21 protein-coding genes and 2 pseudogenes are annotated in these 21,258 nt (G+C 71.8%); 7 read left to right on the forward strand and 16 right to left on the reverse strand.

The genetic code is table 11. From position 1 onward, the window contains the following. Positions 1 to 45: 45 nt before the first annotated feature. The gene (locus tag MTR79_RS10475) at positions 46 to 837 is read right to left on the reverse strand and encodes a helix-turn-helix transcriptional regulator (protein WP_244789830.1); all 792 of its coding nucleotides are present in this window, start codon (positions 835 to 837) and stop codon (positions 46 to 48) included. Between the two features lie 137 nt (positions 838 to 974). Between MTR79_RS10475 and MTR79_RS10480 the strand changes: the two genes are divergently transcribed. Continuing rightward, entirely contained in the window at positions 975 to 1,382 is a 408-nt protein-coding gene (locus tag MTR79_RS10480) for a nuclear transport factor 2 family protein (RefSeq protein WP_086705501.1), read from the forward strand. A 32-nt stretch (positions 1,383 to 1,414) separates the two neighbouring features. Here MTR79_RS10480 and MTR79_RS10485 read toward each other — a convergent pair whose 3' ends face one another. The 4 genes from MTR79_RS10485 to MTR79_RS10500 all read right to left on the reverse strand — a co-directional run bounded on the left by MTR79_RS10485 (position 1,415) and on the right by MTR79_RS10500 (position 4,097). Then, positions 1,415 to 1,780, reverse strand: a complete 366-nt coding sequence (locus MTR79_RS10485) for a metalloregulator ArsR/SmtB family transcription factor (protein WP_048455403.1) — start codon at positions 1,778 to 1,780, stop codon at positions 1,415 to 1,417. A gap of 203 nt (positions 1,781 to 1,983) precedes the next feature. Beyond that, positions 1,984 to 2,358, reverse strand: coding sequence for a hypothetical protein (locus MTR79_RS10490; RefSeq protein ID WP_048455402.1), 375 nt, complete (start codon positions 2,356 to 2,358; stop codon positions 1,984 to 1,986). A 226-nt stretch (positions 2,359 to 2,584) separates the two neighbouring features. Beyond that, entirely contained in the window at positions 2,585 to 3,268 is a 684-nt protein-coding gene (locus MTR79_RS10495; RefSeq protein ID WP_244789832.1) for a class F sortase, read from the reverse strand. After that, on the reverse strand, positions 3,261 to 4,097 hold the full coding sequence (locus tag MTR79_RS10500; protein WP_244789834.1) for a DUF4397 domain-containing protein: 837 nt from the start codon (positions 4,095 to 4,097) through the stop codon (positions 3,261 to 3,263). The genes MTR79_RS10495 and MTR79_RS10500 overlap by 8 nt, the downstream gene beginning before the upstream one ends. A 117-nt stretch (positions 4,098 to 4,214) precedes the next feature. On the opposite strand from MTR79_RS10500, the gene MTR79_RS10505 reads away from it, so the two are divergent. The 3 genes from MTR79_RS10505 (at position 4,215) to MTR79_RS10515 (ending at position 6,867) form a co-directional block, all read left to right on the forward strand. Continuing rightward, complete coding sequence (locus tag MTR79_RS10505; protein WP_244789836.1) at positions 4,215 to 5,204, forward strand: MerR family transcriptional regulator; 990 nt, start codon at positions 4,215 to 4,217, stop codon at positions 5,202 to 5,204. Positions 5,205 to 5,536: 332 nt separating this feature from the next. Continuing rightward, complete coding sequence (locus MTR79_RS10510) at positions 5,537 to 6,121, forward strand: sigma-70 family RNA polymerase sigma factor (protein ID WP_102637678.1); 585 nt, start codon at positions 5,537 to 5,539, stop codon at positions 6,119 to 6,121. Beyond that, positions 6,118 to 6,867, forward strand: a complete 750-nt coding sequence (locus MTR79_RS10515; RefSeq protein WP_244789838.1) for an anti-sigma factor — start codon at positions 6,118 to 6,120, stop codon at positions 6,865 to 6,867. The genes MTR79_RS10510 and MTR79_RS10515 overlap by 4 nt, the downstream gene beginning before the upstream one ends. A gap of 44 nt (positions 6,868 to 6,911) precedes the next feature. Here the strand turns inward: MTR79_RS10515 and MTR79_RS10520 are convergent. From MTR79_RS10520 to MTR79_RS10545, 6 genes and pseudogenes are all read right to left on the reverse strand, one after another. After that, positions 6,912 to 7,298 (reverse strand): annotated as a pseudogene (locus MTR79_RS10520) (DUF1295 domain-containing protein); the annotation flags it as partial. Then, positions 7,296 to 7,523, reverse strand: a pseudogene (locus tag MTR79_RS10525) (FAD-dependent oxidoreductase); the annotation flags it as partial. The pseudogenes MTR79_RS10525 and MTR79_RS10520, both read right to left, overlap by 3 nt. 198 nt (positions 7,524 to 7,721) lie before the next feature. Further along, the gene (locus tag MTR79_RS10530; RefSeq protein WP_244789840.1) at positions 7,722 to 8,381 is read right to left on the reverse strand and encodes a fasciclin domain-containing protein; all 660 of its coding nucleotides are present in this window, start codon (positions 8,379 to 8,381) and stop codon (positions 7,722 to 7,724) included. Positions 8,382 to 8,478: 97 nt separating this feature from the next. Further along, complete coding sequence (locus MTR79_RS10535) at positions 8,479 to 10,104, reverse strand: molybdopterin-dependent oxidoreductase (protein ID WP_244789842.1); 1,626 nt, start codon at positions 10,102 to 10,104, stop codon at positions 8,479 to 8,481. A 737-nt stretch (positions 10,105 to 10,841) separates the two neighbouring features. Further along, positions 10,842 to 11,363 carry a hypothetical protein gene (locus MTR79_RS10540; protein ID WP_244789844.1) on the reverse strand — a complete coding sequence of 174 codons (522 nt, stop codon included), beginning with the start codon at positions 11,361 to 11,363 and terminating at the stop codon, positions 10,842 to 10,844. 173 nt (positions 11,364 to 11,536) lie between these two features. Further along, entirely contained in the window at positions 11,537 to 12,058 is a 522-nt protein-coding gene (locus MTR79_RS10545) for a nitroreductase family deazaflavin-dependent oxidoreductase (RefSeq protein ID WP_244793112.1), read from the reverse strand. A gap of 171 nt (positions 12,059 to 12,229) precedes the next feature. Here MTR79_RS10545 and MTR79_RS10550 point away from each other — a divergent pair, with 171 nt between their 5' ends. Then, positions 12,230 to 13,321, forward strand: a complete 1,092-nt coding sequence (locus MTR79_RS10550; RefSeq protein ID WP_086699194.1) for a PP2C family protein-serine/threonine phosphatase — start codon at positions 12,230 to 12,232, stop codon at positions 13,319 to 13,321. Between the two features lie 30 nt (positions 13,322 to 13,351). Beyond that, positions 13,352 to 13,891, forward strand: a complete 540-nt coding sequence (locus MTR79_RS10555; RefSeq protein ID WP_086699195.1) for a MarR family transcriptional regulator — start codon at positions 13,352 to 13,354, stop codon at positions 13,889 to 13,891. Between the two features lie 107 nt (positions 13,892 to 13,998). On the opposite strand, the gene MTR79_RS10560 is transcribed toward MTR79_RS10555, so the two are convergent. The 5 genes from MTR79_RS10560 to MTR79_RS10580 form a co-directional block, all read right to left on the reverse strand. Continuing rightward, positions 13,999 to 15,267: a cation:proton antiporter gene (locus tag MTR79_RS10560; protein ID WP_086699197.1), complete on the reverse strand. Its 1,269-nt coding sequence runs from the start codon at positions 15,265 to 15,267 to the stop codon at positions 13,999 to 14,001. Between the two features lie 217 nt (positions 15,268 to 15,484). After that, positions 15,485 to 15,817: a hypothetical protein gene (locus MTR79_RS10565; protein WP_244789846.1), complete on the reverse strand. Its 333-nt coding sequence runs from the start codon at positions 15,815 to 15,817 to the stop codon at positions 15,485 to 15,487. A gap of 167 nt (positions 15,818 to 15,984) precedes the next feature. Further along, entirely contained in the window at positions 15,985 to 16,467 is a 483-nt protein-coding gene (locus MTR79_RS10570; RefSeq protein ID WP_086699200.1) for a hypothetical protein, read from the reverse strand. Beyond that, positions 16,464 to 18,938, reverse strand: a complete 2,475-nt coding sequence (locus MTR79_RS10575; RefSeq protein ID WP_244789848.1) for a nitrate reductase — start codon at positions 18,936 to 18,938, stop codon at positions 16,464 to 16,466. Before MTR79_RS10575 ends, MTR79_RS10570 begins: the two co-directional genes overlap by 4 nt. 118 nt (positions 18,939 to 19,056) lie before the next feature. Continuing rightward, the gene (locus tag MTR79_RS10580; protein WP_143636895.1) at positions 19,057 to 19,806 is read right to left on the reverse strand and encodes a GPR1/FUN34/YaaH family transporter; all 750 of its coding nucleotides are present in this window, start codon (positions 19,804 to 19,806) and stop codon (positions 19,057 to 19,059) included. Positions 19,807 to 19,952: 146 nt separating this feature from the next. Here MTR79_RS10580 and MTR79_RS10585 point away from each other — a divergent pair, with 146 nt between their 5' ends. Further along, on the forward strand, positions 19,953 to 21,218 hold the full coding sequence (locus tag MTR79_RS10585) for a cation:proton antiporter (protein WP_244789850.1): 1,266 nt from the start codon (positions 19,953 to 19,955) through the stop codon (positions 21,216 to 21,218). Positions 21,219 to 21,258: the final 40 nt, after the last annotated feature.

Raw genomic sequence — 21,258 nt, forward strand, 5'->3', positions numbered from 1 at the left:
CAGGGCACCGCACCCGGCGCCGGCCGGACAGCGCGCGCCCCGGCCTCAGCCGGCCAGCCCTCGCATCAGCTCGGCCGTGCGCCCGTCCGCCGGGAAGAACGTCTCGATGGCGATCTCGTCGAGCGTGACGTCCCGCGGCGACCCGAAGACGGTCGTCGTGTACAGGAACGCCAGTTCCCCGTACTCGGACGCCAGGCGCAGCGGAACCACCAGGTCCTGCGCCTCCCCGCCCGGGCCGGGCTCGTCCGCCCCATCCGGCACCGGGTAGCTCTCCAGCTCGGCGAGCAGCTCCGCGAGACCGGCGCCGGCCGTCCGTTCCAGCTGGCGGCGGACCCGGCGCAGGACGTGCGCGCGCCACTGCGCGAGGTTGAGGACGCGCCCCGCCATGCCGTCGGGCCCCAGCGTCGCCTTCAGCACGTTGAACGGCGGGTCCGACGGCCCGCGCCGCACGTCGCCGAGGAACAGCCCCATGGCACGGTTCGCGGCCAGCAGCTCCCAGCGTACGTTCACCGCGAGGGCCGGGTTCGGCTCGTGTCCGGTGAGCACCGCCTCCACGGCGGCCCGCGCCGCGCCCAGGTCGTCGAAGGGACGCTCCCGGTGCACGGGGGCGAAGCCCGCGGCGAGATAGATCGGGTTGCGCTCCCGCAGCGGCACGTCCAGCTCGTCGCACAGCCGCCGGACCAGATCCCGGCTGGGACGGGCGCGTCCGGTCTCGACGCAGCTCAGGTGGCGGGTGGACAGCTCGGCCGCGAGCGCCACGTCGAGCTGGGAGCGACGGCGGCGCTCACGCCAGCGCCGCAGCAGCACTCCGACCGGTGGTGCGGTGGTCGTCGTCATGAGCCCCAGGCTGCCGCGTGGGGCGCACGACGGCAATGACCTCGCAGGTCATGGACTCCGCGCCCCTCGCCCGCGCACAGTCGGAGACAGGAGCGCGGTCCGCCGCACGGCACCGCGCGGAGCGAAAGGAACCTGCCATGACCGACTCCATGACCGGGACGACGACCCCGCTCGCCCAGCTGGAGCGCTACACACGCTTCTGGAACACCGGCCCCGACGGCGACAGGGACCGCCTGGCCGCCACGGTCTTCACCGACGAGGTCGAGTACCGCGCCCTCGTCGGCCTCCTCCGCGGCGCGGCGGCGCTGGCGGACTTCCGGGACCAGTTCGTGTCCCACGCGGGTCCCGCCACGGTCCGCCGCCGTGAGGAGCCCGAAGTCCACCACGGGAGGGCCCGCCTCCGCTGGGAGATCCTCACCGGCGACGGGACGTCCTTCGCCACGGGCACCGATGTGATCGAGTTCGCCGAGGACGGCCGGATCAGCGCGATCGCAGCCTTCCTCGACCGGGCACCGGAGGGCTTCGACCCCACGGCACACGACTGACACGACCCGCCCGCGAGGCGCCGGCGCCCGGCCTACCCCTCCCCGCCCCCGGGCGCCGACGGCACCGGTACGTCCACCTGCCGCAGCTCGGCGAGGAGTTCGCTCTGGCCGGCCAGCAGCTCCGTGAGGATCCGACGGGCCGCGCGGAGCAGTTCGGCGACGTCGCCGCCGGCGAGGGCGTACGTCACGGTGGAGCCCTCCCGTACGGAGACGACGATGCCGGACCGGCGCAGCACCGCCAACTGCTGGGAGAGGCTGGACGGTTCGATGTCGATGTCGGCCAGCAGGTCCCGCACCGGCACCGGCCCGTGCTGCAGCAGCTCCAGCACCCGGATGCGCACCGGGTGGCCCAGCATCCGGAAGAACTCTGCCTTGGCCTGGTAGAGGGGGACTTGCATGGGTGCGCGCTCCCTGCCGCGTCGGGGATGTTATCCGGTACGCGGTGGCGCCCTGAGGGGGCGCCACCGCACGATGTGCCGTCCTTCGCCGCCGATCCTTCTGGCTCGGTGTGACACGCGCCCAGGGCTTGGGACCATGTTCATGTGGAGACTTGAAGAAGTCTTCACATCGTGGGCGCGCGTCGGCCGTGCCCCGGGGCGGCTCACACTTCCAGCTGTTCCTCGACCCGCTTGAGCTGGTGGCGGGCCATCGCCAGGTTCGAGCGGGACTTGTCCAGCACGAGGTACAGGAACAGTCCGTTGCCGCTGCGGCCGGTGACCAGCCGGATCAGGTGGTACTGGGACTCCAGGGTGATGAGGATGTCCTCGATCTGCCCGGAGAGACCCAGCAGTTCCATCGTGCGCACCTTGGCGCGGATCACGTCGGTGTTGCCGGCTGCCGCGACGGTCAGGTCCAGGTCCTTGCCCCCGCCCAGCGTGCCCAGCGCCATGCCGCTCGAGTAGTCGACGACGGCCGCCCCCAGGGCCCCCTCGACGCTGGTCATGACGTCCTTCAGCGACACTTCCACAGTTGCCACGGGTGTCTCCCTCTCCAGTCGTTTCGTGCTCGCGGCGGCCTCCGGGAACACAGCTCTTCGGCCCTGGCCGCGCTGGAACGGTAGGCGGGCAGAACATGTCGGAGTGTGGGGGTTTTCGTGGATGACCGGTGATGATCGAAAGCTTGCACCGGAGAACGTCTGTTTGGTCGCGGCCAGTTCGAAACGGCACCGAACGAACGGACAACGGCAGACGCGATCAGGTGACTCAGGGGCCCTGCCGGGCGTCCACCGGCTCCGCCGTCACGACGAGGTTGGCGGTGTACCCGCCGCGCTCCGGCTCGAACGGCGGCGCACACGTGATGAGCGTGAGCACCGGCGGCCCGGAGCGGCGGAAGGCGGACGGCGGCAGTTCGTCCTTCGGGACGGTGGCGCGCGCGGTGACGCGGTGGACGACGGGCTCGGCCCCCGCCCGCCGCACCTCCACGGTGTCCCCGGGCCGTACGTCCCTCAGCGCGGCGAACTCGCCCAGGTCACCGGTCTCGCTGTCGAGGTGCCCCACCAGCACGGCCGACCCCTCGGCACTGCCGGGCTCGGGACCGTACCGGTACCAGCCGGCCACGGCCGGATCGTCCGGCACGGTCATGTCCCCGCGCGGTGTCACGCCGACGCCCTCGACCCGGGCGTCGAGCCCGACGGCGGGCACGAGAACGCGCTCGGGCGGGGCCTGCCGTACGGCCGCCCGCTCGGCCACGGACGGCGGCGGCGCGGCGCCGGACGGCCTGCCGGTGTCACTGGCGGCCGCCGGCGGTACGGCGCCGAAGTCGGCGGGCGGGGCGGCCTGTTGTCGCCCCTGCGCCAGCCACAGCACCCCGAGGACCACCGCCGTGACGGCCGCCAGCACGGCGACCGCCACGGCCCGTCCCCCGCGCCGCCGCGAGGTGTCAGTCACGCTTGCCCACGAAGCGGCGGGCGGCCAGCACACCGGCCACGGCGACCACACCGCCGGCGGCGGCCCAGCCCGGCGTCCAGTCGGTGGAGTTGGCGGACACGGCGGTGCCGTCGCCGCCCGCGTGGACGGCCTTCGGCATGGAGTCCATGCCGCTGAACTTCTGCGTGGCCAGGGCGAGGTTGTCGTCCTCGGCGCTGCCCCAGGCGTAGACGACGGTGCCGGCGCCCTCCGCCACGTTCAGCTCGGCCGGGCCGAGGGCCACGGTGTCGGTGCCGGCGAGGACCACGTCGGCCTCGACGGTGCCCGCGTCTACCACGGCGCTGTCCTCGTTCGGGTTCGTCAGACCGGTGAAGACGGGCTCACCGCCGGCGCGCACGTCGACGGCGGGCGCTGCCGCGATGTGGCGGACGGTCAGCCGGCCCTGGCCGGGGTCGACCTTGGAGACGTCGTCGGCGAACGCGGTCAGCTGGGGCGTGCCGTCCGCGCTCAGATGGGCGGCGATCGTGGCGGTGTCGCCCTCGCCGACCTCGACCGTCTTCTCCAGGACCGGGGTGCCGTCGGGACCCTGGCCCGCCTCGAAGATCTGGATGTCGTAGGTGCCGGCCTTGAGGGACTGCGGGTCGGTCACGGTGCCGGGCTCGAAGTCGGAGAGCAGTTCGTCGCCGTTGGCGTACACGTCGACCGTCATGTCGGGGATGCCGTGGACGACGGAGACCATCGCCGTGTCCTGCTCGGCGGCGGGGGCCGCCATGGCGGGTGCGGCGACGCCGAGCGCGAGGGCGCAGGCACCGGTGGAGGCGGCGATGGCGACGGGGAAACGGGAGCGCATCGGGATCATCCCTTTCGAAGGAGTACCGCTCACTGCGGGACTGCCCCCAGTGTCGACCCGGCAAATCGACGCAGACAACATGCGTCGTTTGTGCGTCGTAAGGCGTACGGTGGAGGCATGAGCGAGAGCGCGGAACCGGCCGGACCCGGCGGGCTCACCACCGGCGAGGTGGCGCGCCGCCTGGGCGTCGCCCCCACCACGGTCCGCACCTGGGACCAGCGCTACGGCCTCGGCCCCGACCGGCACACCGGCGGCCGGCACCGCCGATGGACCCCGGCGGACGTGGCCCGCCTGGAGCGGATGTGCGCGCTGACGGCGACGGGAATTCCGCCGGCGGAGGCGGCACGCCTGGCCCGCGAGACGCCGGCGCCGGCATCCGCGTCCGCCGCGCCGCTGTCCGTCCTGCCACGCCGCGCACCCGCCCCGGAGGCCGCGCCCGCCTCCCGCGCGGGCAGCGGCCTCCGCCTGGGCGACGCCCGTCAGGAGTGCAAGGGCATCGCCCGCGCCGCCCTCCGCCTCGACGCGGCCGCCCTCGACCGCATGCTGCTCGACGCGATACGGGAACACGGCCTCGTCGCCGCCTGGACGGAGGTGATCGTGCCGACGCTGCAGGCGGTGGGACGCAAGTGGGAGTCGTCGGGGGAGCGGTACGTCGAGGTGGAGCACTTCCTCTCCTGGCACGTCTCCGGCGCCCTCCGCCGCGCCGCGCCGGACACGGCCCCCGACCGCCCCGGCGCGTCCGTGGTCCTGGCGTGCGTGCCGGGGGACAACCACACGCTCGCCCTGGAGGTGCTGTCCGCCGCACTGGCCGAACGGGGCATCCCGGTGCGGATGTTCGGCGGCGCGCTCCCGGTGGAGTCCCTGATCGCGGCGGTCCGCAGGACGGGTCCGGCGGCGGTCGCCCTGTGGGCGCAGTCCCGCACGACGGCGAGCCGCCCCCTGGCCCAGCACGTGGCGGCAATGGAATGGGGCGTACGAGGCGCCCGCCGCAGCCCCCTGGTCCTCACCCTCGGCCCCGGCTGGTCGGGCCGCCCCGCCCCGGGCACCGCCCGTCCCCATGGCCTGGCGGACGCGGTGCAAGCGCTGGAGGGCCTGGCGACCCGCTGAGAACCGTGCGGGTCAGCTCCGCCGCCGGCCTCCCCCCACCGCTGCGCGTTTCCGGTCGCTGACCGGGAGAGGTCGATCAGTTTCCGCCCCGGTGGGGTCAGTGGGATTCGGGGAGGCGGGGTGCACGCCCTCGGAAGAGCGCCGCCCGGCTGCCCGACGGCGTCAGCGCGGATCAGTCGGGGCCCGGCCCGGTCGGCGTGGAGCCGGACTGATGGACGCCAAGGTCGAAACCGCACCGTTATGCACGGGGGGCCAATCCCCAGCCCTTGCGGCCTCGGATTACGCAAGGCCGTTCTGCCCCCCCGGGGGGCCGCCCTCACGGGAGAAATATTGTGAAGGAACCTGTGTACATCGGTAGTGATCCGACTGTCCAACCTGATCTGCAACAGCTGCTCCACGAGGTGGCGCTGGGAGATCAGGAGGCTTTCGCCGCGGTCTACGACGCCGTGGCCGGCTCCGTCCTCGGGGTCGCCCGGGCCGTCTTGCGCGATCAGGCGCAGTCGGAGGAGGTGGCACAGGAGGTGTTGGTGGAGGTGTGGCGCACGGCCCCGCGCTACCGGCCCGAGCGGGGCACGGCCATCAACTGGATCCTCACCCTCGCCCATCGGCGGGCGGTGGACCGGGTCCGCTCCGCGGAAGCCGCGGCGGCCCGCGACACCAAGGCCGCGCTGCTGGAGCATCAGCCCGCCTACGACGAGGTGACCGAGCAGGTCGAGACCCGGCTGGAGCAGGAGCAGGTGAGGCGCTGCCTGCGGACCCTGACCGAGTTGCAGCGCCAGTCGGTCACTCTCGCCTACTACCGCGGGCTGACCTATCGGGAGGTCGCCGAGGCGCTGGCACTTCCGCTGGGGACGGTGAAGACCCGGCTGCGTGACGGACTCATCCGGCTCCGCGACTGTCTGGGGGTGACCGCGTGACCACGACCGATCTGCATGCGCTGACCGGTGCCTACGCCGTGCACGCGCTGGACGGTGAGGAACGTGCCGTCTTCGAGCGTCACCTGGCCGAGTGCGACGACTGCCGGCAGGAGGTCGCCGAGTTCACCGCCACCGCCGGGCGCCTGGCTCTGGCTTCCACGGTGCGCGCGCGCCCCGTGATGCGGGAGCAGGTACTGCAGCGGATCACGACCGTGCGGCAGGTGCCGCCCGGTGCCGCGCCCCTGGAGCGGGTACGCCGCGGCGTACCGCGCGGCCGGCGCCTGGCCCGGTTGGCTTTGGCCGCGAGTGTGGCCGCCGCCACTGCGTTCGGCGGGACCGCCGTGTGGCAGTTCCAGCGCGCTCAGGACGCCTCGCACGAGGCGGCCCAGGCACAGCGGTACGTCGAGGACCTGGCCGGTGTGCTGGCGGCGCCCGACGCCAAGTCCCGCTCGGCGAAGGTGCCGGGCGGCGCGGGCACGCTGGTGGTCTCCGCCGGCCTGGACCGGGCGGTGTTCGTCGCCTCCCACATGGCCGCACCGCCTCGGGGCAAGGTGTACCAGCTGTGGTTCGCCGACGGCGAGGAGATGCGCTCGGCCGGCCTGATGGACCCCGAGCGCAGCACTCAGGCGGTGCTGATGCGGGGGGAGGTCGACGGCGCCTCCGGCATCGGCATCACGGTGGAGCCGGCCGGTGGATCCGAGCAGCCCACCTCGGCACCGGTCGCCCTGCTCGGTGTGCCGGCATGACGACTGCGCGGGGAGCCCGCCCGTCGGCGGACTCCCCGCGCACTTCATCGGTGGCGTGGCGGCCTGGGGAAGAAGCCGCTGGTGCGGGCCGCGTAGGCGTCCCAGCCGGGTCGGCCGGCCATGCGCCGCTCCAGCAGCCGCTTCCCGCTTCCGCTGATCAGCAGCACACTCATCACCAGCGGTGACACGACGGACACCGCGGCGGCCTGCCATCCGCCGTCGCAGGCGACGAGGAACAGCCCCCACCACACGCAGAAGTCCCCGAAATAATTGGGGTGCCGGGTCCACGACCACAGGCCCCGGTCCATGATCCGGCCTTGGTTGGCCCGGTCGGCTTTGAAGCGGGCCAGCTGGGCGTCGCCGACCGTCTCGAAGAAGAGGCCGACAGCCCATACGGCCGTGCCGGCCAGGGCGAGGGCGGACAGTGGCCCGGAGTCGACGCGATGGGTACGGCCGTCGGGCGCGGTCAGGTCGTGGGTGTGGGCATGGCCGCCCAGCCGGTCGTCGGCCTCGTAGAGAGTGACGTGATGGGCGCGGGCCAATATGTACGCGGCGGTCAGCCCCGCCACTCCGCTGCCGATGACGGCCGTACGGCGCAGGTCCCCCGCGCGGGCTGCCCGCTCGCGGCGGGACGTCGCGTCGGACGATTGTTCCATGGTGTTGTTGTCTCCCTCCCCGGACGGGTGAACGGCACGCTCGGAGGGCTGGGGCGCGGGCCCGGGAGCCCGCGCCCCAGCCCTCTGGCGAGGGGCACCCGCCAGACCCTGCCGGTGGGTGCCCCGGTGGAAGGACGCGCGCCGCCGGATGCGCTCCCGGCAAGGCGACGCTGTGGGTGCGTCCTCGGCGCGGGGGTGTCAGCTCTTGGGCATCAGGACGGTGTCGATGATGTAGACGTTGGCGTTGGCGGTCTTGACGTTGCCGCAGACGACCTTGGCGGAGTCGTTGACCGTGTAGGACCCGCCCGAGCCGGAGGTCATGACCTTCGACTTCTCCAGCGTGTCGAAGGACCCGTTCTCCAGGTCCTGGGGGGTGAGCTTCTGGCCGACGACGTGGTAGGTGAGGACCTTCGTCAGCATCTCCTTGTCGTTGAGGACCTTGTCCAGGGTGGCCTTCGGGATCTTGCCGAAGGCGTCGTTGGTGGGCGCGAACACGGTGATGTCCTGCGCGTTGTTGAGGGTGTCGACCAGACCGGCCTTCTTCACCGCTGTCACCAGGGTGGACAGGGCCGGGTTGTTGGAAGCGGCGGTGGCGACCGGGTCCTTGGCCATCCCGTCGAAGGAGCCGGCACCGCTGTCCGGCACGGCGGAACAGGCCGGGCCGAACGGCTGGTCCGCGCTGCCGGCGGCGCTGTTCGACCCGCCGCTCATGTCGTCGCTGCTCCTGGTGGACGACGACGTGCTGGGGGAGTCGGACTTGCCCGAGTCACCGCTGTCGCCGGAGCAGGCGGTCAGGGCCAGGGGGAGCACCGCGGCGGCGGCGAAGAGACCGGCACTGCGGCGGATACGGGTGTTCATCATGATCTCCTGTTGGCAGGTGCAGCCTGATGCGGCTGCGTTCGGATGGTGCGGAGAGGTGGTTCAGGGGAAGGGCACGGGGCCCTTGTGGTGGTGGTCAGTCGACGGTCACGACGACGGAGTGCCATCCGCTGGCGCCGTCGGGGACGGTGCGGGCGCGTGTGCCGGTCTGCACCGCGCCGGTGCGGTCGGTGGCGCGGACGGTGAGGGTGTGGCCGCCCGTGGTGGCCTGCCAGGGGAACGACCACTGCCGCCAGGTGTCGCGCGTGTCCTCGGCCCCCAGGTCGGCTTGTCGCCAGGGGCCGTCATCGATGCGGACCTCGACCTTGTCGATGCCCCGGTGCTGGGCCCAGGCCACCCCGGCGACCATCACCGTGCCGGTCCTCGGACGGGCGAACGGCTTGGGGGTGTCGATACGCGAGGAGGTCTTGACCGGGGCCTGGCGGGCCCAGCCGCGCTCGACCCAGTACGGGTCGTAGGAGTCGAAGGAGGTGAGCTCGATGTCCTTGATCCACTTGCAGGCCGAGACGAAGCCGTACAAGCCCGGCACGACCATCCGGACCGGGAAGCCGTGGTCGAAGGGAAGCGGCTCGCCGTTCATGCCCAGGGCCAGCATGGCGTCGCGGCCGTCCATGACGTCCTCGACCGGAGTGCCGATCGTCATGCCGTCCACCGACCGGGACACCAGCTGATCCGCCGGCCCGCCACGGGACGGGGGCTCGACCCCGCACTCGGCCAGCAGGTCGGCCAGCCGCACGCCGATCCAGCGGGCGTTGCCGGTATAAGGGCCGCCGACCTCGTTGGAGACGCAGGTCAGGGTGATGTCCCGCTCGATCAGTTCCCTGCGCAGCAAATCGTCGAACGTGTAGGTGCCGGGGCGTTGAACGCCTTCGCCGTGGATCCGCAGTCGCCAGGCCGTGGCATCCACCTTGGGGACCACCAGGGCGGTGTCCACCCGGTAGAAGTCCGCGTTGGGGGTGATGAAGGGGCTGATCCCCTGGACCCGAAGCCGGGCACCCCTGGGGACCGGTTGTGCCGGTGACCCGGGAGAGGGCAGCACGACCCTTCGCCGGGATGCGACCGCGTCCTGCCCGCGCGAGGCCGTCAGGGAGCGGCCGACCGTGCCCACCGCGGCAGACGCCGCTGCCGCGGACGCGGCCGCGAGGACGAATCCCCGCCGGTCCCAGCCTGCGGCCGGAGGCAGACGGTTACCCGCTTCCCCGGTCGCGGCTCCGGACGCCGGTGACCGCCTCGCCGGGGTCAGGCGGCCCACCAGCACATGGAGAAGAAGGGCTCCGACGACGGCGCCCACGACGGAGGGGACGGCGTCGGTGAAGCTCGTGGAGTCCGGCCGGCTGACAGCGGCGGCCGCCCCGACGGCTCCGAAGAGAAGGACTCCGGCGGCGCCGAGCCGCGTGAACCGCACTGCCAGCGCACCCAACACCAGGGCCAGCACCGTCAGGACGGCGAGGATGCCGAGTTGCAGGACGAGCTTGTCGTCGGTGCCGAACCGGCGGATCGCCCAGTCCTTGACCGCAGCGGGCGTTGCGTCGATGGACGCGCCGCCCACCGCGATGACCGGACCGGCCTGCGGGCGGACCGCTGCCGCGACCAGTTCGGCCACCGCCAGCGCGGCGAAGCCGGCCAGCACCCCGCTCAGCGCACCCAGCGGCACACCGGGCCAACTCGGCCGTCCTCGCTGGTCCTTCGCTTCGTTCCTCACGGGGGGAATCCGGTTCTGCCCGCCGGGTGGATTGGTTCCAGACCTGATCAGGTGGAAAAAGCTTCAGGACCAATCCGCCCCGCGTTCCGCTACGGATTACCGTCTTGGGCGTCGACGAGTGCCGCGTTCACTGCTGTACCTGGGCCGGGCGCCAGGCATGCCGGAGCAGGAGTGCAGGGAGCCCGTCAGGGCCGTCTGCGGGGTGGTGCCCGCGGCGTGACATGTCGTCGCGCCGGCGGCTGTTGACGCGGGCGTTGCCGACGGCCGGGCTAGGACCGGGCCGTCGCCACCGTGGTCAACGAGCTTCTGCATCCCGAGGTCCCGCCCCGCGGACTGACCGCCGTCGGCTGCTCGGCCACCGAGCCCCTCCTGCTGTAACAGCGCCGCAGGCCGCCGCGCGACCGTGTTGCCGTCCGTGCTGCGGTGGGTGGTTCGGGTGACGGCTCTCGGCGGTCCGTCCGGCCGGAGAACGCGAACGGACCTGGTGCTCCGAGCGAGCAGCCTTGACGAGTTCCAGGCGCCGTCACGGTTCAGACCGCCCAAGCGGGCCGGTGCCATCCATCCAGCACGTCACCACGTGCCTGCTGGGCGCGGACACGCGCGGAGAGGTGCATGTCGCCGCTGTGGTGCCCCGCTGGGGAAGGTGCTGGGCGCGAAGTCCTCTCCGGCGAGGGCCGTCGGCTACCGACGGCTGCTCGTACGGGCACCGCGAGCGGGGGCGGAAGGACGAGGCCGTCTCACTCGATGGAGGCGGTCGGCGTCGGCCTGGCATCGGCGCGTTCCGGGGCGGACGCGGGGACGGCGGCCGGTGCGTCCTCGACCTGCTGGGTCGTACGGCCGACCGGGTCGTGGCCCGGTGTGCCCGCCGTGGTGGACAGCATCGACCAGGCCGCGAGCGCCAGGCATATGGCCGCACCCGTCGCGATCAGCCGGACTGCGTGACGGAGTCGGGCGGGCCGGTCGAGTTCCCGCCAGGTCGGCTGTGGGCTGTCGGGCTGCCACAGGTCACCGACGGTCTTGCCGGGGCCGTCCGCCGGTTCCTGGCCCGGACGCGGATCGCGGGGGGCGTGCCGGTCGGCGCGGGGGTGGCGAGGTGGCCGGCCGATCGTCCGTTCCCGAGCCGAGGGCTCCCTGGGAGCGGAATCGTGAATGGCGCGCTCGTTGTCCGCCAGGACCTTCAGCCAGACATCACCCCCGTGGGACGGAGTGTGCTCCGGGTCGTGCGGTGTTCCTCTTCCGGTCGGATCCGGGGTGGTCACGGCTGTCTCCCTCCTGAAGGGGGTCGCCTGGTCGGTGCCCGCCGCTTCCTGGTGGAGGACCGGCCGACGACCGGAGGCTCTCCTGTGCCGATCCACCGTCGGCCGGTCCCGGGAACTCGATACTTGCACAGTGCAAAATGCGGCCGCGAGTGGTCTTGGGTGTCACTTCGGTATCACCGGTGTCTTCTCCCGGCCGGGCTGTGCCCGGCGCCCGCCTCGAGGCGTACGAAGGGGATGGCGCGTCCTGCCGCACGGAACGACTCGTCGCTGCCGTCGACCGGCAGCCCCATGAAGGCGCACAAGCGGCGAGCGGTGCGAGGGTGCCGGCGCGCGTAGTCCGCCATGATGGCCGCGCCGTCGTCAGCGGGGAGGAAGCGGGCGGTGACAGGGTGCGGGTGGCTGCCGAACCGGATGAGGGTCTGCGGCTGAGCGCGCAGATTCCGGTACCAGTCGGCCTTCGGTCCGAACCCTGAGGCGACGGTCCAGCTCGCCTCGACCGCATCGAAGGACACGACCTCCAGGACAGTCGTGCGGTCGCGGCCCGAGACCCTGCCCGTGTGGTGAAGCAGAAGAAGCCGCTTCCCGAAGAGGGAGCCGAGTCCGACGCGGTAGGCGAGTACCGGCAGGCGCAAGACGCGGCGTCGCCAACCGGTGGGCCGTCCGGGTCGGCCGATCGGCGCATTCTGGTTGATCAAGGCAGGGCCTAACGGATGTCGGGTAAATCGTCTTTCGGACTCGATCGGGTAAAGGACGGGAAACCGCGGTCGTCGCGTGGGAGCCACCTTTGCATAGTCTAAAGGTCGGGAGGGGCGCCTGCGAGGGGATGCCGGTGGCTCTCGACAGCCCTGACATCGCAGGAGTGCCGCATGACCGACCGGAAGCCGCCGTCGCGCTGGACGCTGCTGTCCCTTACTCCAGCGGTCGTGATGGCAGTCGTGGCGGTGACGGACATCCTGGCGGGGCCAAGTGTCGGATTCCTGCCGCTGGTCTCTCTCGGACCGGCCTTCGCCGGGCTGGTCGGCGGATGGCGCCGCACCGCGCTCTACGGCCTCGCGGCCCTCGTCCTGTGCGTCGCACTGGGCCTGTACGACGGACTGTTCGACGAACGCCGCGGGTACACCGCACTGGCCTCGGTGGCAGGGGTCACGGGCGTGGGCGTCGCGGCGGCTGTGACGCGCTCGCGCCGGGAGGCGGAACTGGCCAGCGTACGGTCGATCGCGGAAGTCGCCCAACGCGTGCTGCTGCGCCCCGTTCCGCGGGTCGCCGGCCCGCTCCGGGCAGTGGTGTCCTACACGTCGGCGGTCGCCGAGGCGCGTATCGGCGGAGACCTGTACGAGGTGGTGTCCTCCCCGCACGGTGTACGGGTCATCGTCGGGGACGTCCAGGGCAAGGGCCTGGCGGCGGTGGAGACAGCGGCGCTGGTACTGGGCGCCTTCCGTGAGGCGGCCTACGACGAGGCCACCCTGACCGGACTCGGTGAACGTCTGGAGCGCAGCGCGGCGCGGGAACTGGAAGGGGAGAAGTTCGTCACTGCCGTCCTCGCCGAGATCGGCGATGAGCACGAGGTCGTCTTCATCAACTACGGGCACCCGGCGCCGATGATCCTACGCGGGGACGGAACGGTCGACTTCCCCCAACCACCCGCCTACGCGCCTCCGTTGGGACTCGCGGGAGACGGCAGCGAGGGCCCGCCGCCCTACCGGCTGAGCTTTGCCCCGGGTGAGCAGCTCCTGCTCTACACCGACGGCGTCACGGAAGCCCGCGACGAGGAGGGCCGCTTCTATCCCCTCGGCGAGCGGGCGCACCTGCTGAAGGAACCGGACGCCCGCCGGGCCCTGGCAGCCCTGCGGGAAGACCTCGCCCGGCACGCGGCCGGACCGCCGCACGACGACGCCGCGATGCTTCTGCTGCGCTACCACGGTGACGAGGACGCAAGGCCGTCCCCTCCGCGCGAGTGAGCAACACCTGCCACGAGGTAGAAAGGACGCATGCCGGAGCGTGAGGACCCTGCGGGGACGACGGACGACGTGGAGCTGGTGACCCGGTCGGTGCTGACCGCGTCGCGCCTGCTGGTCGCGGTGTCCGCGCGGTCCCTCGCCGCGGTCGAGGAACGGGTGACGTTGCCGCAGTTCAGAATGCTCGTCGTGCTGTCCGAACGGGGTGCGACCAAGCTGGTCACGCTCGCCGAACTCCTGCGGGTCGCCCCGTCCACCGCCATGCGGATGGTCGACCGCCTGATCGCCGCAGGCCTCGCCGACCGGCAGCCGAACCCCACCAGCCGACGTGAGACGCTGCTCCAGCTCACGGAGGAAGGCAGCCGCACGGTCGCCGACGTCACCGCCCGCCGCCGTGCCGCGATCACCGAGATCGTGCAACGGCTGAGCCCGGCTCAGCGCTCGGCCCTCGTCGAGGCGCTGGCCGCGTTCAACGAAGCAGGCGGAGAGCCGCTCGCTCCGGTCCGGGACGACACGGTGGGCCCTCATCCGCTGGGGTGGACGACAGACCTCCCCGCAGTCGGCGACGCCTGACGGGCCTGCCGGTACTCGTCACCCAGTCCGCAGTCCGCAGTCCGCAGTGGTCACCGGGCTTTCCACCCCTGGGCGCTTGACGGGTCGGATCCTCGCGGGCAGGCCGCTCACTTCGCACGGGGCCGGCCGTCGTGGTTGCCGCTTCCCGTGCCGTCGTGCTCCTGCGGCCGTTGCCGTGGCTTCGCGTCGTCGTCGGGGAGGCCGACCAGTTCTTCGACGTCGAAGATCCGTGCGATGGGCACGTCCGTGCTGCTGTGGGCGACGATCGAGAAGGCGATCGTGACGGCGATCAGGGTGAACGCCTCTTCGCCCTGCGGGATGCCGGCCTGGAGCACCAGCAGTCCGTAGACCACCGAGGCGAATCCCTTGGGACCGAACCACGCCGCGGTGACCTTCTCCTTGCGGTTGAAGTCGGTGCCCAGCAGGGACAGCAGCAGCGAGGCCGGGCGGATGAGGACGATGCACAGGACCGCCACCGCGTAGCCGCCGATCGACAGGTCGCCGAAGAGGTGCGGGGTGAGCAGCGCGCCGAAGACCAGCAGCGCCGCGAACTTGGCCAGCTCCGCCAGGGCTCCTCCCAGCGGCTCGAAGGCGTCCTTGGCCTGCGGCGCGAGTGCGGCGATCACCGCGCCGGCGGAGAAGGCGGCGAGATAGGGGTTGGCGTGGGTGAGGTGGCAGGCCGCGTACAGCGTGACTCCGACCGCCAGCGGCAGCAGGGGCTGGAGCGCGGGTTCCGCGCCCAGCAGGCGGAACCGGACCAGCCAGTGCACGAGCAGCGGCAGGGTCACGCCGAAGAGCAGTCCGAGGAGGAGTTCACCGGCGATCGAAGCGAGACCGACGTCCTCGGTGTGGCCGGCGGGTGCGGCGGCCGCGATGAAGACGAGGACGAACGGCAGCGCGAGGCCGTCGTTGACGCCGCTTTCGATGTTGAGCAGTTGCCGCAACCGGGCGGGGACCTCCTCGCGGCCCACGATGGCCGAGGCGAACACCGGGTCGGTGGGCGCCAGCACGGCGCCGACCAGGAAGGACGTCGTCCAGTCGAGGCCCACCAGGAAGTGCGTCAGCAGCGCGACCCCGAGGAAGGCCAGCGGCATGCCCAGGCCGAGCGCACGGGCGGGATTGCGCCAGGACCGGCGCAGAGCGGGGAAGGAGACGTGCATGCCGTCGGTGAACAGCACCGCGAAGAGCGCCAGATCCGCAGTGACCCGGACGATGTCGCTGTCCGGGGTGATGTGGATCAGACCGAGGAAGCCGTCGCTGACGAGCGCGCCGCCCACCAGGAACAGCAGCGAGGTGGAGAGCACCGACCGGGCGGCCAGCCCGGACAGCAGCACAGCCACCAGCAGCGCCACTCCGAAGACGATGACGAGTACCACCTGAGACACTCCCCGCTGTCGACCTGGCTTTGCGACATCAGCCCTGGAACAGGGGGCAGCCCACCCCGCCATGACCTGAGCCTGGTACGCGTACCCGCCGAATCCCCGCCCATGGCGCACCGCTGTCCGGATCCGCGGTGCCCGGAAGCCGGTGACCGCACGAGCGCGGACCCGGCCCACGAACGTCCGTGCCGTGGCGTGCCGGTTGGGCACTTGCTCAGACGGGACGCGGCTCCGAGCGCCGACCGCGCACGAGGTTCCAGCAGATCCGGACGCCTCTGAAACAGAGAAGCAGCACCGCGAACTGGACGACACACACCGCGGCCGCCATCGCGCCGTTGCCGACGGCGCGCAGGACCGAGGCGGCGAAGGCGTTCCCGCCCTCTTGGGTCGCGGCCGCCGCCGTACTGATCGGAATCGCCGCCTCCGGCGACCTGGCGAGCAGTGCCGCCGCGGCCAGTCCGGCGCCTCCTTGGAGGAGCATGCCCACGAGGCCCCGTTTCGTCGCCGGTCCGTGCTCAGCGCCCTCCATGTGTGCGTGCTCGACCACTGTCCCACCTCACCACACACCGTGCTCCGGCAGAACACCGGGGCGGCCCGGCCCTGATCCGCTGCACGCACCGGTGCGGCAGCGACCGAAGGCGGGCAGGCCGGCGCCCGCCGTACGGCTGCGCCGTCCGTGCGCTGTTCACGTACCGATGTGCGGCCGCCCTGCGGTCAGCTGACGAGGATTTGGGTGGAGGAGTCCTTCAGCTTCGCGTTCGCCCACCGCATCTGGCGCAGTGTGTCGGGATGGCAGGACTGGACGGTCGCGAGCAGCTCGGCGTCCTTCAGCCCTTGCGCCGCCTGGGCGAGCATCTCCCAGTCCACCGAGAGCCCGGCTGCCTTGACATAGATTTCCCGGAGGTCCCTCAGCAGGAGCAGGGCCGCCTGCGGTTTCCGGCCGACGAGTTCGCCGGCCTTGTCCCGCAGGCGTTCGGCCGTCCTCGTCTCGTCCACGGGGTCGGGATCGAGCCGGGTGCCGAACCGTTCGCCGAGGTCCGCGAGGGTGCGGACGTGCCCCTGCGACCAGCGGGCCAGGTCCCGGGCGACGTGGTGGATCTCATGGTCGACCTTGTGGCGTTCGGAGACGCGCAGCAACGCATGTGCAAGGTCGTTCTCGTCCCGGTGCAGTTCGTGCAGCAGCAGTCCGATCTTCACCGCTCGCCTCCTTCGCCCGACGGACGCGGATCCTCTTCGGCGTCCGCGCGCTCCCCGCCGGCGGTCACGGGGACGTGCGCGGCCACCGGGGCGGAGGCCGTCGTGGTCGGAGCGGGTGAAGGGCCGTCGGTCCCGGCGACACGGCGGAGCGTGGCCGCCGCGGTCTTGAAGATCGGCTGCTTGGACGCGGGGTCCCAGTCGGTGAGGGTGAGCTCGTTGGCCGCCCGGCCCGCGCGGACGGGCTCGTGTCCGGCGTCCGTGTCCCAGTAGCCGTAGTGGAAGGGGAGGAAGAGCACGCCCTCGCGGATGCCGCTGATGCGGAGCCTGGCCCGGACGCTGCCGCGCGGCGTGCTGATCTCCATCAGGTCTCCCTCGTCCAGTCCTTCCGCGTTCGCGTCATGGGATGAGATCTCCACCCACACCTCCGGGGCGGCGGCCTGCAGTTGCGGGGCGCGGGCGGTCTTGGTGCGGGTGTGGAAGTGGTACAGCGTACGACCGGTGATCAGCACGTACGGGAAGTCCTCGCCGGGCTGCTCGTGGGGCTCGAGGAAGCCGGCTGCCTTGAGCATGGCCTTGCCGTCGGGGTTGAGCGCCTTGTACTCGGTGGGTTCGAACGGCGCGCCGGTGAGCAGATCCCGGCCGTAGCTCTCGCAGTACTCGGGGTCGCTGAAGAACGCGCCGTCGGCGTAGAGGCGTTCGGTGCCGTCCGGGTGCTCCTCGGTGCACGGCCACTGGATGCCGCCGCGCTCGCGCAGCTTGGCGTAGGTGAGGCCGGTGTAGTCGCACGGCCGGCCGCGGCTGCATTCCTTCCACGCCTCGAACGCGGATTCCGCGTCGTGCCATTTCACCAGCGGCCGGTCGTCCTTGTCGCGCAGGTCCAGGCGGCGTGCGTAGTCGATGAAGATGTCCAGGTCCGCACGTGCCTGGCCGGGAGGGTCGACGGCCTTCTCCGACAGGTGGACCGTACGGTCGGCGTTGGTGAAGACACCGGTCTTCTCGCCCCAGGTGGCAGCCGGCAGCACCACGTCCGCCAGCTGTGCCGTCTCGGTCAGGAAGAGGTCCTGGACCACCAGGAACAGCCGATCCTGGGAGAGCACGGAGCGAATGCGGCTCAGTTCCGGCAGGGAGACCGCGGGGTTGGTGGCGCTGACCCACAGCATGCGGAGGGAACCCTCCTCCGCGTACCGCATCATCCGCATGGCGTGGGTGGGCGGGGCGTAGTGCGGAATCTGCATCGGGTCGACGTTCCACACACGAGCCAGGTCGGCCACGTGTGCGTCGTTGGACCAGTTGCGGAACCCCGCGAGATCACCGTCCGCGCCGCACTCGCGGGTGTTCTCCGCCGAGGGCTGCCCGTTCATCTGCAGCAGGCCGCAACCGGGCCGGCCCAGCATGCCGCGGACCAGGTGCAGGTTGTTGACCTGGACGGCGGCGGCGGTGGCCTGGTGGGACTGGTAGAAGCCCTGGAGCACCGTGGACATCAGCCGCTTCGCGGTGCCCAGCACGCGGGCGGCCTCACGGATCCGGTCGGCGGGCACGTCGCAGATCTCCGCCACGTGCTCGGGCGGATAGTCCTCGACCCGTTTGCTCAACTCGTCGAAACCCACGACGTGGGCGTCGATGTAGTCGTGGTCGACCCAGCCGTTGGCGATGATCTCGTGCAGCAGGCCGTTCATCAGCGCCACGTTCGTCCCCGGCCGGGGCGCCAGGTGCACGGTGGCCGCCCGTGCCACCGGTGTCATCCGCGGGTCGACGCAGACCAGGGCGGGCGGACGGGGTCCTGCCAGCCGGTCCAGCACCCGCGTCCACAGCACGCTCTGCGTCTCGGCCATGTTGTGGCCGAACAGGGCGATGACGTCGGCGTGGTCGATGTCCGCGTAGGAGCCGGGCTGCCCGTCACAGCCGAACGACTCCTTCAACGCCGCCGCCGCGGTCGCCGTGCACAACCGGGTGTTGCCGTCCACGTGGTTGGTGCCCAGCCCTCCGTGGGCGATCACCCCCAGCGTGTAGTACTCCTCGGCGAACAACTGCCCGGTGGTGTAGAAGCCGATCGCACTCGGTCCCTGCTCGTCCAGGAGCTCCCGGGTCCGTGCCACGACGCGGTCCATCGCGGTGTCCCAGTCGGTCTCCACCAGTCGGCCGTTCTCCCGCACCAGCGGCCGCGTCAGCCGGTCGGCGGAGGCGTTCGCCTGCCACCCGAACAGGTCCTTCGGACCCAGCCGGCCGTGATTGACCCGGTCGTGCGCCCGGCCGCGAACCCCGACGATCCGGCCGTCCTTCACCGCGATGTCCATCGCATCCCCGTTCGAGTGCAGGATGGACGCCGACGGTACCCACCGGTCCACCTGCTCGGCGCTCACGCCCTCCGCCAGATGGGCGTCCACCCGTACCGGCCAGGGCTCGCCCGGCCCGTACGGCGTCCGGCTTCCCCACGGCTCGGCGATCGCGTCCCTGCGGCCCACGGCCACCATCTCCCTTCACACGTAGTGCGCGTCATGCCGGCGCGGCGGTGACACGGACGATGGGTACCCGGACCGGACGGGACGATTTCCCGCGAGGAAGAGCTCCTCGGCCGGACATCCGATGCCGTCACAGCTCCCGGCGCACTCCGGCTTCCTTGATGACGTCGGCGAACTGGTGCCCGGAGGTACCGTCGAAGGCTTTGGCCCCCGAGCCCCGCCGCAACGTCGGCAGCACCGTACGGTGCCTGACGTCCTCGACTTCGAAAGCCAGCGCGGCGTACAGCGCGACAGCGGTGAGCACCAGGCCCGTGACGCCGGCCGCCTCCTTCCACGCCGTGCCGCCGGACAGGTGGTAGGCGCCGGTGAGGAAGAAGCGCAGGGACGACGTGGCCAGGACCACGGAGGCGACGAGTTTGTCGGACCCGCTGGCCGTGACCGGAATCAGCAGCGCGAGCCCGGCCAGCAGGAGCAGCAACCCGGCAGCTTCGCTGGTGGCTCCCGGCGGACCGCTCGCCATGATCGCACCCGTCGCCAGCCAGGTGCCGGCCAGCACACCCATACCTGTGGCCGCGACGGCGTCACGGCACAGGAATCCCAGCACGCTCGCCAGCGCCTGCGCCGGAAAGACGAAGGCCAGCAGCACCAGCGCGACCGCGTGCGTCTGAGCCGTCGGAACCCAGCCGAGCTGCAGTCCGGCCAGGACGAAGGTGCCACCGGAGAGCCCCACGAAGCCCAAGGGCAGGGGACTGCCCAAGGGACGCACGACAATGCGTGAATAGGGCTCTCTCGCCTCCCCCGGCGCACTGTCGGGCCGCTCCCCGCCGGTTCCCGCCGGCTGGGCGCCGGGGGGCGTGCCCCTGTTCGCGGGATTGGCCATGTCGGGCTCCACGGCGTCGGTTCCTGGACTCGTCCCTTCCTACCCTGGATCGACTTCTCGCGCCTTCTGGGGTTCTGCCCTGGGTGGCTCACGCGGTGCCGGTCGCCTGCAGCGGGTCTGGTCCATCGGGCGGGTTGACGGGCTGAATGGACATGTTCCTTCCACGGCCGGGCAAGCAGACCGGCATGCTGAACGTCCTGCTGACGGTGGTCGGTGCACTGGGACTCGTGGTGGCGGCGCTCTCCGGGCGGCTTCGGCACCTTCCGCTGAGCGCGCCGCTCCTGGCCCTGCTGACAGGAATGGTCCTCGGCCCGGAGGCGCTGGGAGCCGTTGATCTGCCGACAGTGGTGGAGGGACACGAAGATCTGCACGAGGTCTCCCGTCTGCTCCTGGCGGTCTCGGTCATGGCCGTGGCCCTGCGTTATCCGTTCCATGACGTGCGAGCACGGGCGAGACCGCTGCTGGCCCTGCTGATCGTGGCCATGGCCGGGATGGCACTGCTCACCACGGTGGTGTCGGCTGCCGCACTCGGGCTCGGACTCGGTACGGCGGCGCTGCTGGGAGCGGCTCTGTGTCCGACCGACCCGGTGCTTGCCTCCAGCGTCGTCACCGGCGAGCCCGCCGAAAGGGGGATCACCGCCCGGACCCGGCAGTTGCTCTCCTTGGAGTCGGGCGCCAACGACGGGCTCGCGCTGCCCCTGGTGCTCGCCGCTGTGGCGATCGCCGGACCGCTGACGGGGACACGAGCGCTGACGGAGTCACTGTGGCAGGTGTGGGGTGCGGTCGTCCTCGGAGTGGCAGCGGGCTGGCTGGGCGGGAGAGTACTGCGCGTGGCGGAGAGGAGCGGAAGCATCTCGCCCGGCCCGCTGCTGGTGTACACCTTGCTGCTGGCCCTCTTCGTGCTGGGCGCGTCCGGGCTGCTGCGCTTCGACGGCGTTCTGGCCGTCTTCGTCAGCGGCCTGGCCTTCAACGCGGTCAGTTCGGTGCAGGAACGAACGAGTGAGAACAAGATCGACGAAGCGGTCAACCGCTTCCTCGTCCTGCCGCTTTTCGTACTGCTCGGAGCCATGACGCCCTGGCGTGAGTGGGGCGAGCTGGGCTGGTGGCGCGCCATTCTGCTGGTTCTCGGTGTGCTGTTGGTGCGCCGCCTGCCGGTCCTGATCGCCCTCAAGCGCCCCCTGTCCCTGTCCTGGCGGGACGCCGTCTTCCTGGGCTGGTTCGGCCCCATCGGGGTCTCGGCCCTGTTCTACCTGACCATGGAAGCCCACCGGCTCGGCGCCGACCCGGAAGTCCTGGCGGCCGGGACACTGGTCATCGCGGTCAGCACCGTCGTGCACGGCGTCACCACAGCTCCCGGCCTGGCCCTTTACCGTCGAGCGGCCACCGGAGGAACCGAGGAGTCCGTGAAGTGAACCCGCACAGGCCCACCCACGCGTCCATCGCCGGGCCGGA

This window comes from Streptomyces sp. BJ20 (assembly GCF_022869105.1).
GTDB classification, from domain to species: Bacteria; Actinomycetota; Actinomycetes; order Streptomycetales; family Streptomycetaceae; genus Streptomyces; species Streptomyces griseoincarnatus.